This window comes from Klebsiella sp. GB_Kp047 (assembly GCF_040065235.1).
Taxonomy (GTDB): domain Bacteria; phylum Pseudomonadota; class Gammaproteobacteria; order Enterobacterales; family Enterobacteriaceae; genus Klebsiella; species Klebsiella quasipneumoniae.
Genome location: NZ_JBEAJG010000040.1, coordinates 320,565 through 331,796 on the forward strand (window position 1 = coordinate 320,565; position 11,232 = coordinate 331,796).

At 61.1% G+C, this 11,232-nt stretch carries 12 protein-coding genes and 1 other annotated feature; of the genes, 3 read left to right on the forward strand and 9 right to left on the reverse strand.

The genetic code is table 11. The features are described 5' to 3' along the window. Positions 1-12 precede the first annotated feature (12 nt). The 9 genes from hisIE to hisL all read right to left on the reverse strand — a co-directional run bounded on the left by hisIE (position 13) and on the right by hisL (position 7,249). Positions 13-609 carry a bifunctional phosphoribosyl-AMP cyclohydrolase/phosphoribosyl-ATP diphosphatase HisIE gene (gene hisIE, locus ABLV76_RS20450; protein ID WP_004203593.1) on the reverse strand — a complete coding sequence of 199 codons (597 nt, stop codon included), beginning with the start codon at positions 607-609 and terminating at the stop codon, positions 13-15. After that, a complete protein-coding gene (gene hisF / locus ABLV76_RS20455) occupies positions 603-1,379 on the reverse strand; it encodes an imidazole glycerol phosphate synthase subunit HisF (RefSeq protein WP_017899707.1) in 777 nt (258 codons plus the stop codon). Before hisF ends, hisIE begins: the two co-directional genes overlap by 7 nt. After that, positions 1,361-2,098 carry a 1-(5-phosphoribosyl)-5-[(5-phosphoribosylamino)methylideneamino]imidazole-4-carboxamide isomerase gene (gene hisA / locus ABLV76_RS20460; RefSeq protein WP_004200373.1) on the reverse strand — a complete coding sequence of 246 codons (738 nt, stop codon included), beginning with the start codon at positions 2,096-2,098 and terminating at the stop codon, positions 1,361-1,363. Before hisA ends, hisF begins: the two co-directional genes overlap by 19 nt. After that, the gene (gene hisH, locus ABLV76_RS20465) at positions 2,098-2,688 is read right to left on the reverse strand and encodes an imidazole glycerol phosphate synthase subunit HisH (RefSeq protein WP_277448760.1); all 591 of its coding nucleotides are present in this window, start codon (positions 2,686-2,688) and stop codon (positions 2,098-2,100) included. The genes hisA and hisH overlap by 1 nt, the downstream gene beginning before the upstream one ends. Next, positions 2,688-3,755 (reverse strand): bifunctional histidinol-phosphatase/imidazoleglycerol-phosphate dehydratase HisB, encoded by a 1,068-nt coding sequence (hisB, locus tag ABLV76_RS20470; RefSeq protein ID WP_017899706.1) that lies wholly within the window; start codon positions 3,753-3,755, stop codon positions 2,688-2,690. Before hisB ends, hisH begins: the two co-directional genes overlap by 1 nt. Next, positions 3,752-4,813: a histidinol-phosphate transaminase gene (hisC, locus tag ABLV76_RS20475; protein ID WP_348878445.1), complete on the reverse strand. Its 1,062-nt coding sequence runs from the start codon at positions 4,811-4,813 to the stop codon at positions 3,752-3,754. The genes hisB and hisC overlap by 4 nt, the downstream gene beginning before the upstream one ends. Then, on the reverse strand, positions 4,810-6,114 hold the full coding sequence (gene hisD, locus ABLV76_RS20480; RefSeq protein WP_049004244.1) for a histidinol dehydrogenase: 1,305 nt from the start codon (positions 6,112-6,114) through the stop codon (positions 4,810-4,812). The genes hisC and hisD overlap by 4 nt, the downstream gene beginning before the upstream one ends. 39 nt (positions 6,115-6,153) lie before the next feature. Further along, positions 6,154-7,053 carry an ATP phosphoribosyltransferase gene (gene hisG / locus ABLV76_RS20485; RefSeq protein ID WP_002912152.1) on the reverse strand — a complete coding sequence of 300 codons (900 nt, stop codon included), beginning with the start codon at positions 7,051-7,053 and terminating at the stop codon, positions 6,154-6,156. Between the two features lie 47 nt (positions 7,054-7,100). Then, positions 7,101-7,223: a sequence feature (His leader region), on the reverse strand. Next, positions 7,199-7,249: a his operon leader peptide gene (gene hisL / locus ABLV76_RS20490; RefSeq protein ID WP_004899375.1), complete on the reverse strand. Its 51-nt coding sequence runs from the start codon at positions 7,247-7,249 to the stop codon at positions 7,199-7,201. Its footprint overlaps the feature before it by 25 nt. Before the next feature lie 175 nt (positions 7,250-7,424). On the opposite strand from hisL, the gene ABLV76_RS20495 reads away from it, so the two are divergent. The 3 genes from ABLV76_RS20495 to plaP all read left to right on the forward strand — a co-directional run bounded on the left by ABLV76_RS20495 (position 7,425) and on the right by plaP (position 10,826). After that, positions 7,425-8,249 (forward strand): SDR family oxidoreductase, encoded by an 825-nt coding sequence (locus tag ABLV76_RS20495; RefSeq protein WP_004203585.1) that lies wholly within the window; start codon positions 7,425-7,427, stop codon positions 8,247-8,249. 38 nt (positions 8,250-8,287) lie between these two features. Then, entirely contained in the window at positions 8,288-9,178 is an 891-nt protein-coding gene (locus ABLV76_RS20500; RefSeq protein ID WP_017899703.1) for a LysR substrate-binding domain-containing protein, read from the forward strand. A gap of 289 nt (positions 9,179-9,467) precedes the next feature. Continuing rightward, complete coding sequence (gene plaP, locus ABLV76_RS20505) at positions 9,468-10,826, forward strand: putrescine/proton symporter PlaP (protein ID WP_004148994.1); 1,359 nt, start codon at positions 9,468-9,470, stop codon at positions 10,824-10,826. Positions 10,827-11,232: the final 406 nt, after the last annotated feature.

The following is an 11,232-nucleotide window of genomic DNA, read 5'->3' on the forward strand; positions in this document are numbered from 1 at the left end:
GGGGTCAACGCGTTAGTGACGACTCTTCAGATTATCAATCACTTCCCCGAGATCCAGCCCCTGGTCCTGCAGCAGCACCAGTAGGTGATACATCAGGTCCGACGCCTCATTCTTCAGCTCGAAGCGGTCGTTCACCGTGGCGGCCAGCGCGGTCTCCACGCCTTCTTCTCCCACTTTCTGCGCGATGCGCTTGGTGCCGCTGGCATACAGCTTCGCCGTGTAGGAGCTCTCCGGGTCGGCGTGCTTACGCTCAGCCAGCAGCTGCTCCAGCTGATAGAGGAACAGCCACTGGTGTCCGGCGTCGCCGAAGCAGCTGGTGGTGCCTTTGTGGCAGGTCGGCCCGATCGGGTTCACCAGCACCAGCAGCGTATCGTTGTCGCAGTCCGGTGTGATGCTCACCACGTTGAGGACATTGCCCGAGGTTTCACCCTTGGTCCACAGCCGCTGTTTGGTGCGTGAGTAAAAGGTGACCTTGCCGGTGGCTTCGGTTTTCTCCAGCGCGTCCTTGTTCATGTAGCCCAGCATCAGCACTTCGCCGGATACGGCGTGCTGCACGATGGCCGGCATCATGCCGTCCGTTTTTTCCCAGTCCAGCTGTTCAGTCAACATACCCTTATCTCCACGCCCTGTGCCGCCAGGTACGCTTTCAGTTCGCCAATATTAATAATCTGTTTGTGGAATACCGAGGCCGCCAGCGCGCCGTCAACGTCGGCGTCGCGGAAGGCTTCGAGGAAGTGTTCCATGGTGCCTGCGCCGCCGGAGGCGATCAGCGGCACATGGCACACCGCGCGGACCTTCGCCAGCTGCTGCAGGTCGTAGCCGTTGCGCACCCCGTCCTGGTTCATCATATTGAGGACGATCTCGCCCGCGCCGCGCTTCTGCACTTCCTCCACCCAGTCGAGGGTTTCCCACTGCGTCACCCGGGTGCGGCTCTCGTCGCCGGTGTACTGATTAACGTGATACTTGCCGGTCTGTGCATCAAACCAGGTATCGATCCCCACCACGATGCACTGCACGCCAAAGCGGTCTGCAAGGCGGGTGATCAGCGTCGGGTCGGCGAGAGCAGGGGAGTTAATCGAGATCTTATCGGCGCCGAAGGAGAGGATCTGCGCCGCGTCTTCCAGCGACTTGATCCCGCCCGCCACGCAGAAAGGAATATCGATTACTTCCGCCACCCGCGACACCCAGCTCTTGTCGACCACCCGGCCGTCGCTGGAGGCGGTGATATCATAAAACACCAGCTCGTCGGCGCCTTCGTCGGCATAGCGCTTGGCCAGCGGGACGATATCGCCGATGATCTCGTGATTACGGAACTGCACGCCTTTCACTACCTGGCCGTCGCGGACGTCGAGGCAGGGGATTATCCGTTTTGCCAGCATTGAATGGCCTCCGTTACGTTGAATTTGCCTTCCAGCAGCGCGCGACCGACAATCACGCCGCGCACCCCGGTGCCGCGCAGGGCGGCAATATCATTGAGATCGCCGATGCCGCCGGACGACTGAAACGCCACCTGCGGGTAGCGGGCGCAGACTTCCTCGTACAGCGAGACGTTGGAGCCCGCCAGCGTGCCGTCGCGGGAGATATCGGTGCACAGCACATGCTGCAGGCCGACCGGCAGATAGCTCTCCACCAGCTCCTCCAGGGTCACGCCGGAGTTTTCCTGCCAGCCGCTGACCGCCACCTGCTTATTGCCGTCGGCGTCGATACGCACGTCGAGGGCCAGTACCAGCCGCTCAGGGCCAAAGCGTTTAAACCAGCCTTTCACTTCCTCCGGGGATTTCACCGCAGTGGAGCCGACCACCACGCGGGCGACGCCGGCTTCAAGCAGGGCCGCGACATCCGCCTCGGTCCGCACGCCGCCGCCGACCTGCACCGGGACGTCAACGCCGGCGACCAGCGATTTCAGCAGCGGGATCTGGCGCTTCGCCGGATCCTTCGCCCCGGTCAGGTCGACCAGGTGCAGGACTTCCGCTCCCTGAGCGGCATAGGACTGCAGGCGCGGCAGCGGATCGCTGCCATAGTCGCGCTGCTGGCCATAATCCCCCTGGTGGAGACGAACGACGGTGCCGTCGATTAAATCTAAAGCAGGAATAATCATCACATCTCCAGGAAGTTTTTCAGCAGCTGCGCCCCGGCGCTCCCGGAGCGCTCCGGATGGAACTGCACGCCAAAGAAGTTATCTTTCTGCACCGCGGCGGTGAACGCCTCGCCGTAATTGCACTGGGCGATGGTGTACGGGTTGACCGGCATGGCGTAGCTGTGCACGAAGTAGAAGTAAGCCCCTTCTTCAATGCCGCGGAACAGACGATCGCCTGCTTTGGCATACACCCGGTTCCAGCCCATGTGCGGCAGCGGCAGGCCGTGGTCGGTCATCTTCGGCACCTCTTCCTCGATAATGCCCAGCAGATCGACGCCGTTGTTCTCTTCACTGCGCTTGCCGAGCAGCTGCATACCCAGGCAAATCCCCAGCACCGGCTGGGTACAGGCTTTGATCAGGTCGATCAGCTCGCGGTCGCGCAGCTGGTCCATCGCCGTTTGGGCGGTGCCGACGCCGGGAAGAAACAGTTTATCGGCACGCAATACCACCTCCGGGTCGCGGCTGACCACCGGCTCATAGCCGTGGCGGCCAATCGCCGATTTCACCGAATTGAGGTTGGCGCACCCGGTATCAAGGATCACCACATTCATTACAGCACCCCTTTGGAAGACGGCAGGGCATCGCCCTGGACGCGGATCGCCTGGCGCAGCGTACGGCCAAAGGCTTTGAACAGGCTTTCCACGCGGTGGTGATCGTTCTTGCCCTTGGTTTTCAGGTGCAGCGTCACCGCCATGGTGTAAGAGAGCGAGCGGAAGAAGTGTTCCACCATCTCGGTGCTCAGATCGCCGACGCGCTGATAGGTGAAGTCCGCCTTATACTCCAGGTGCGGACGGCCAGAGATATCCAGCGCGCAGCGGGCGAGACACTCGTCCATTGGCAGCACGAAGCCGAAGCGGTTGATGCCGCGCTTGTCGCCAAGCGCCAGCTTCAGGGCTTCGCCGAGGGCCAGGCCGGTATCTTCCACCGTGTGGTGATCGTCGATGTACAGATCGCCGCCGACGTTGACCTCCATGCGGAAGCCGCCATGGGTGGCGATTTGGTCGAGCATATGGTCAAAAAAGCCGACGCCGGTGTGGATCTTGCTGCCGCCTTCGCGGTCCAGCCACACTTTCACATCCACCTGGGTCTCTTTGGTGATGCGCTCGACGTGGGCATAGCGGTCACGGCGGGTCAGTTGCTCGCAGATGGTCGGCCAGTTCAGCGTCTCGCGGTCATAGCGCAGACCGATAATCCCCATGTTATCCGCCAGCTCAAGGTCGGTGGCCCTGTCGCCAATCACATAGCTGTGGGCTTTATCCAGTACGCCCTCTTCCAGCCACGGCAGCACCAGCTGGGTTTTCGGCTTGCGGCAGGCGCAGTTGTCGCCCGGGAAGTGCGGACAAATCAGCACTTCTTCAAAGTTAACGCCCTGCGAGGCGAAGATCTGCATCATCAGGTTGTGCGGGCCATCAAACGCCTCCTGCGGCAGGCTGTCGGTGCCCAGACCATCCTGGTTGGTGATCATCACCAGCTTATAGCCTTCCTGCTGCAGCTTCAGCAGCGCCGGGATCACCTGCGGCTCAAACGCCAGCTTGTCGAAACGGTCCACCTGGAAATCCACCGGCGGTTCGGAAATCAGGGTGCCGTCACGGTCAATAAAGAGATACTTCTGGGTCATACATTCTCCGCAGTCAAGGCGTCAATCACGCGCTGGCTCTCGGCACGGGTACCGATAGTGATACGCAAACAGCCGCTCAATGAAGGTTGTTTATTCTGGTCACGTAAGATAATGCCCTGATCCCACAAAGATTTAAACACTGCACTGGAGGCGGTTATCCGCGCCAGGACGTAGTTGGTTTCGGAATCGAAGACCTGCTCCACGCAGGCAATGCCGCGCAGCTGTTCCACCAGGTAGCGGCGCTCGTCGAGGATCTGCGCCACGCGCTGACGCATCGCGGCGATCCCCTCCGGGCTCAGGGCCTGGGCGGCGATATCGGCCACCGGCGTGGAGAGCGGGTACGGGGCGATCACTTTCAGCAGCACGTTAATCACCTCGGCATTGGCGAGGGTGAAGCCGCAGCGCAGGCCGGCGAGGGCGAAGGCTTTGGACAGCGTGCGCAGCACCACCAGGTGCGGGTAGTCGCTGAGCCAGCCGGCGAGCGTCGCCTGCGGGCAGAATTCAATATAGGCTTCGTCGGCCACCACGATAGCTTTGCCGCGGGTCATCTCCAGCAGGTCGCGCATCGACTGCGGGTCGATAATCTGCCCGGTCGGGTTGTTCGGGCTGCAGACGAAGACCACCTTCACCCCGCCCAGCTGCGCCTCGATGCCCGGCAGGTCGAGCTGCCAGTCGGCCAGCGTCGGCACGGTGCGGCACTCGACGCCGATGGTCTCGGCGCTGACGCTGTACATGCCGTAGGTCGGCGGGCAGTAGAGCACGGCGTCTTCGCCTGGCTCGCAGAAGGCGCGGATCAGCAGCTCAATGCCTTCGTCGGCGCCGCGGCTGACCAGCACCTGCTCCGGTTTAACCTCGGCGTAGCGGGCGTAGCTCTCAATCACCGCCTTCGGCTGCGGCTCCGGATAGCGGTTCAGCGTCTGCTCGGTCAGCTGGAAGGCCACGGCGGTGGGGAATTCGTTAGCGTTCAGCCAGACATCGCCTTTCCCGCCCAGGCGGCGAGCGGATTGATACGGGGTCAGCGCGCGAACGTTGGCGCGGGCTAAATCTTCAATGCTCATGCTTGCTCCTTCAGGGCGGCAACGCGCAGCGTTACGGCGTTTTTGTGGGCGTCAAGGCGCTCGGCGGCGGCCAGAATCTCAATCGTCGAGGCGAGGGCGGCAAAGCCGTCGCGCGACAACTCCTGCACGGTCATCCGTTTCTGGAAATCGGCCAGGCCGAGGCTCGAGCAGGTGGCGGTATAGCCATAGGTCGGCAGGACGTGGTTGGTGCCCGAGGCATAGTCGCCCGCGGATTCCGGCGACCAGTCGCCAAGGAAAACCGAGCCGGCGCTGGTGATGCTGTCCACCAGCTCACGGGCCTGGCGGGTCTGAATGATCAGGTGCTCCGGACCGTACTGGTTGGAGATGGCCACGCACTGCGTCAGGTCGCGGGCCACGATGATCCGGCTGGCGGAGAGCGCCACGCGGGCGGTTTCGGCGCGCGGCAGGGCTGCCAGCTGGCGCTCCACGGCCTCGGCGACGCGGTTGCCCATCCCGGCGTCCGGGGTCAGGAGGATCACCTGCGAGTCCGGGCCGTGTTCCGCCTGCGACAGCAGGTCGGAGGCGACAAAGTCCGGATTGGCGCCGCTGTCGGCGATCACCAGCACTTCCGACGGGCCGGCCGGCATGTCGATGGCCGCGCCGTCCAGACGCTGGCTGACCTGGCGTTTGGCCTCCGTGACGTAAGCGTTACCCGGGCCAAAGATTTTATCCACCTTCGGCACCGACTCGGTTCCGAGGGCGAGGGCGGCGATGGCCTGCGCGCCGCCGACGTTAAAGATGGTTTTCACGCCGCACAGCTGCGCGGCGTAGAGGATCTCATCGGCGATAGGCGGCGGCGAGCAGAGCACCACCTGCTGACAGCCGGCGATGCGCGCCGGCGTCGCCAGCATCAGCACCGTGGAGAACAGCGGCGCCGAGCCGCCCGGAATATACAGCCCGACGGAGGCGATAGGGCGGGTGACCTGCTGGCAGCGCACCCCCGGCAGCGTTTCGACATCCACCGCCTGCAGCTTTTGCGCGTTGTGGAAGGTCTCGATGTTTTGCACCGCCACCGCCATCGCCTGCTTCAGCTCGTCGCTGAGGCGCTCGCCGGCGGCGGCGATCTCCGCCTCGCTCACCTGCAGCGCGGCGACGGTGGTTTTATCAAACTTCGCGCTGTATTCGCGCAGCGCCGCATCGCCATTGGCTTTAACGTTATCGAGGATCTCCGCCACCGTTTTACTGATGCTGTCGGAGGCGGAAATCGCCGGGCGCGTTAAGAGTTGTCGCTGTTGGTCAGCGCTACAGCCGTTCCAGTCGATGATTGTGTTGAAGCTCATGATTGTTTTCCCCTGTGTGTCCCGTGACCGGCTGGCCGATTACTCCATCATCTTCTCAATCGGCAGCACCAGAATGGAGCTGGCGCCCAGCGCCTTCAGTTTTTCCATGGTCTCCCAGAACAGGGTTTCGCTGCTGACCATGTGCATCGCCACGCGCTGCTTGTCGCCTGCCAGCGGCAGAATGGTCGGACGCTCGGCGCCCGGCAGCAGGGCAACCACTTCCTCAAGGCGTTCGGTCGGGGCGTGCATCATGATGTATTTCGACTCGCGGGCCTGGATCACGCCCTGAATACGGGTCAGCAGGCGGTCAATCAGCTGCTGTTTGGCGTCGGCCATTTCGCCGTCGCGCTGGATCAGGCAGGCTTTGGAGCGGTAGATCACTTCCACTTCGCGCAGGCCGTTGGCTTCCAGGGTGGCGCCGGTGGAGACGAGGTCGCAAATGGCGTCGGCGAGGCCGGCGCGCGGCGCCACTTCCACGGAGCCGTTCAGCAGACAGGATTTAAAGGAGATACCTTTTTGATCGAGGTAGCGCTTCAGCAGGTGCGGGTAAGAGGTGGCGATACGTTTGCCGTCCAGCGCCGCCGGGCCGTTCCAGGCTTCATCCACCGGGGTCGCCAGCGACAGGCGGCAGCCGCCGAAGTCCAGACGACGCAGGGTGAAGTAGCGCGGGTCTTCGCCCTGGGCGCGGCGGCTGAGCAGCTCTTCTTCCAGCACGTTTTCGCCGATAATGCCGAGGTCGACAACACCGTCCATCACCAGGCCCGGGATATCGTCATCACGCACGCGCAGAATGTCGATTGGCATATTTTCCGCCAGCGCAATCAGACGCTGGGTGTGCAAATTGACTTTAATGCCGCAGCGGCTGAGTAATTCGCGTGAATCTTCGCTTAAACGGCCTGATTTCTGAATAGCTATGCGTAAACGGGTGTTGTCTAACATTGTTCTTTTCCTCTGAATACCTGTCTGAATCTGTCCGAATTTGGTCCAAAAAAAAGCCCCCGGAAGTGAATCTTCCGGGGGCTCTCTGCGCGTTCATGCACCACTGGAAGATCCAAATGTCTTCCAGCACACATCGCCTGAAAGACTAGTCAGGATGATGGTGATGATGGTGGTGTTTAAATTGAACGCGGTTCATAAAATTCTCTGTGAATGACTATGCATTTGATGTCCTTTAACCTAAACCACTTCCGCCGCAGAAAGCAAGGGCTTTTTTCTATCATTAATTCATTTCACATTGAGCGAAGAAATTGTCAGTTGCCGCTGGCTGGCGTAGCCTGTAATCAGCACAGCGAAAGAGTCAGGAGCCTGGGATGAAAAAGGTCGCGATAGTCGGTTTGGGATGGCTGGGGATGCCGCTGGCGCTGTCGTTGACGGCGCGAGGCTGGCAGGTCACCGGCAGTAAAACCACGCAGGATGGCGTGGAGGCGGCGCGGATGTGCGGGATCGACAGCTATCCGCTGCGCCTGGAGCCGCAGCTGGTCTGTGATACCGAGGACCTCGACGCGCTGATGAACGTCGATGCGCTGGTGATCACGCTGCCGGCCCGGCGGACCGGCGCGGGGGAAGGGTTTTATCTGCAGGCGGTGCAGGAGATCGTCGATACCGCGCTGGCGTACCATATTCCGCGGATCGTCTTCACCAGCTCCACCTCGGTGTATGGCAACGTCAACGGCACGGTGAAAGAGAACTCCCCGCGCCTGCCGGAGACCGCCAGCGGGCAGGTGCTCAAGGAGCTGGAAGACTGGCTGCACAACCTGCCGGGGACGTCGGTGGATATTCTGCGCCTGGCCGGGCTGGTGGGGCCGTCCCGTCATCCGGGACGTTTTTTCGCCGGCAAGTCGGCGCCGGATGGCCAGCATGTGGTCAATCTGGTGCATTTGCAGGATGTGGTGGCCGCCATCGAACTGCTGCTGCAGGCTCCGAAGGGCGGGCACATCTATAATCTATGTGCGCCCCGCCATCCGGCACGCGGCCTCTTTTATCCGCAGATGGCCCGCGAGCTGGGGCTGCCGCCGCCGGTGTTCAGTGACAGCCCGGACGGCGGCCAGGGCAAGATTGTGGATGGCAATCGAATCTGCAATGAGCTGGGATTTGAGTACCAGTACCCCGATCCGCTGGTGATGCCGATGGAGTGATTCGCCAGCGGTGATTCGCATACCGTAAGGGGGTAGCGATGAAACCACTGCTGGATGTCCTCGTGATCCTCGACGCACTGGAAAAAGAGGGGAGCTTTGCCGCGGCGTCGGCAAGGCTCTTTAAAACGCCCTCGGCGCTGAGCTACACCATTCACCGGCTGGAAAGCGATCTCAATATTCAGCTGCTCGACCGCAGCGGTCACCGCGCGCGCTTTACCCCCACCGGACAGATGCTGCTGGAGAAAGGACGGGAAGTGCTGCATATCGCCCGCGAACTGGAGATCCGGGCGGTTAAGCTGCAGCAGGGGTGGGAGCATACCCTCCGCCTGGCGGTGGACAGCACCTTTCCCGTGGCGCAACTCTCGCCGCTGATTGCCGCATTTTATCAACAGCAGCCGCTGACCCGGCTGCACTTCACGCTGAACCCCTCGCTGCTGGACTGGCGGCCGCTGACTGAAGGGCAGGCCGATCTCCTGCTGGGGGCGCTCGGCGAGCCGCCGCCGCTGAGCGGCTATGATTATCTTCCCCTTGGCGAGCTGGATCTGGAGCTGGTGGTCTCCCCGCAGCATCCTCTGGCGGAGCGTCGCGCCCCGTTGAGCTGGCGAACTCTGCGCCGTTACCGCGCGGTCGCCACCGGCGAGGGCGGGGCGCTGCTCGGCGATCAGGAGACCCTGACGGTATGTGACGTTACGGCGCAGCTGGCGCTGCTGCGCATGGGACTGGGGTGGGGCTGCCTGCCGCGTTACCAGGTGCAGGGGCTGCTGGAGAGCGGCGAACTGGTCAGCTTGACCGTGCGCGGGCAGTCGCCTCGTCAGCACGCGTGGATCGGCTGGAATGACGCTACCTGCGGTTTGGCTGGCAAATGGTGGCGGGAAACGCTATTAGCAAATAGTGCTATTTTTACAATTTATCATATGGAAACCGTATAGATATTAGCACGTTAAAAAATATGCTTACGCAATGAACTTCATAACATCTTGTCAACGCCGTTGAATTTGTTGCAAAATATGCGGCCTGAAAACCAGAGACTAGCCGACGCTTTTTTTTAAAGTGTCGGTTATTTTTTTGGTCGAAAGACACATCATTCAATACCAAGAGGCCGGGCTTCGTACCGGATAGATATTTACTAAAAACCGACAGTCGTTGTCGCTGAGGAATAGAAAGAAATGGGGCAATTTTTTGCTTACGCGCTGGCGTTCACCGTAAAAGGGGATAACTATGTCGCATAACGCTACTCCAAATACCTCTCGCGTGGAATTACGTAAAACACTTACGCTAGTTCCGGTTGTAATGATGGGCCTGGCCTATATGCAGCCGATGACGCTGTTCGATACGTTTGGTATCGTCTCTGGTATGACCGACGGTCACGTGCCGACGGCCTACGCCTTTGCGTTAATCGCTATCCTGTTTACTGCGCTGAGCTACGGCAAGCTGGTACGTCGTTACCCGTCCGCCGGCTCGGCGTATACCTATGCGCAGAAATCCATCAGCCCGACCGTTGGCTTTATGGTGGGTTGGTCCTCGCTGCTCGACTACCTGTTCGCGCCGATGATCAACATTCTGCTGGCGAAAATCTATTTTGAAGCGCTGGTGCCTTCGATTCCGTCGTGGGTGTTTGTTATCGCGCTGGTCGCCTTTATGACCGCCTTTAACTTGCGCAGCATTAAATCCGTGGCCAACTTCAACACCGTGATCGTGGTGCTGCAGGTGGTGCTGATTGCCGTCATTCTCGGCATGGTGATTTATGGCGTGTTTGAAGGCGAAGGCGCCGGTACGCTGGCCAGCAGCCGTCCGTTCTGGTCCGGTGACGCGCACGTGATCCCGATGATTACCGGGGCGACGATCCTGTGCTTCTCGTTTACCGGCTTCGACGGCATCAGCAACCTGTCTGAAGAGACCAAAGATGCAGAGCGCGTCATTCCGCGCGCGATCTTCCTGACCGCGCTGATCGGCGGCCTGATCTTCATCTTTGCCACCTACTTCCTGCAGCTGTACTTCCCGGATATCTCGCGCTTTAAAGATCCGGATGCGTCACAGCCGGAAATTATGCTCTACGTGGCAGGTAAAGCCTTCCAGGTGGGCGCGCTGATCTTCTCCACCATCACCGTACTGGCTTCCGGTATGGCGGCGCACGCTGGCGTGGCGCGTCTGATGTACGTGATGGGTCGTGACGGCGTATTCCCGAAAAGCTTCTTCGGCTACGTCCACCCGACCTGGCGCACCCCGGCGATGAACATCATCCTGGTCGGCGCTATCGCCCTGCTGGCGATTAACTTCGACCTGGTGATGGCGACGGCGCTGATTAACTTTGGTGCGCTGGTGGCGTTTACCTTTGTTAACCTGTCGGTGATTTCGCAGTTCTGGATCCGTGAGAAACGCAACAAGACGCTGAAAGACCACTTCCAGTATCTGTTCCTGCCGATGTGCGGCGCCCTGACCGTCGGCGCGCTGTGGGTCAACCTGGAAGAGAGCTCGATGATTCTGGGCCTGATCTGGGCCGGTATCGGTCTGGTCTATCTGGCCTGCGTGACCAAAAGCTTCCGCAACCCGGTGCCGCAGTACGAAGACGTGGCGTAAGGCGTAGCGTGATCTGAATGAGAAAAGCCGGAGGGAAACCTCCGGCTTTTTTTCGTTTGGCCCGGTGCTATATCTTTTGCCCGGCGGCGCTGCGCTTGCCGGGCCTGGGGGATATAAGCTGACGGGAGGCCTCCGTAGGCCGGGTCAGGCGCAGCCGCCACCCGGCACAAAAGCGGCTCCGCGCCCGCTGCCCTTGCCCGGCAATATGTTGGCCACGGAAACGACTGCCGGACGGTTCCCTCTCCCTCCGGGAGAGGTTAGGGTGAGGGAAAGCACTGCTGGGAAGTCTTTTATGTTATCTGTGGCTTCAGCGGGCATCGCGCTCCCGGTAAGTCTTCTGCGTTATGTCTCTCATGGCGCAGGGAGCGCACAGGGGGCGGCCAGTCGCCGCCGCCCCCTGTACCCC

Bases quoted from the DNA above. Each gene is read 5' to 3' on its own strand.
- hisIE (WP_004203593.1), bottom strand. From the start codon at position 609: ATGTTGACTGAACAGCTGGACTGGGAAAAAACGGACGGCATGATGCCG.
- hisF (WP_017899707.1), bottom strand. From the start codon at position 1,379: ATGCTGGCAAAACGGATAATCCCCTGCCTCGACGTCCGCGACGGCCAG.
- hisA (WP_004200373.1), bottom strand. From the start codon at position 2,098: ATGATTATTCCTGCTTTAGATTTAATCGACGGCACCGTCGTTCGTCTC.
- hisH (WP_277448760.1), bottom strand. From the start codon at position 2,688: ATGAATGTGGTGATCCTTGATACCGGGTGCGCCAACCTCAATTCGGTG.
- hisB (WP_017899706.1), bottom strand. From the start codon at position 3,755: ATGACCCAGAAGTATCTCTTTATTGACCGTGACGGCACCCTGATTTCC.
- hisC (WP_348878445.1), bottom strand. From the start codon at position 4,813: ATGAGCATTGAAGATTTAGCCCGCGCCAACGTTCGCGCGCTGACCCCG.
- hisD (WP_049004244.1), bottom strand. From the start codon at position 6,114: ATGAGCTTCAACACAATCATCGACTGGAACGGCTGTAGCGCTGACCAA.
- hisG (WP_002912152.1), bottom strand. From the start codon at position 7,053: ATGTTAGACAACACCCGTTTACGCATAGCTATTCAGAAATCAGGCCGT.
- ABLV76_RS20495 (WP_004203585.1), top strand. From the start codon at position 7,425: ATGAAAAAGGTCGCGATAGTCGGTTTGGGATGGCTGGGGATGCCGCTG.
- ABLV76_RS20500 (WP_017899703.1), top strand. From the start codon at position 8,288: ATGAAACCACTGCTGGATGTCCTCGTGATCCTCGACGCACTGGAAAAA.
- plaP (WP_004148994.1), top strand. From the start codon at position 9,468: ATGTCGCATAACGCTACTCCAAATACCTCTCGCGTGGAATTACGTAAA.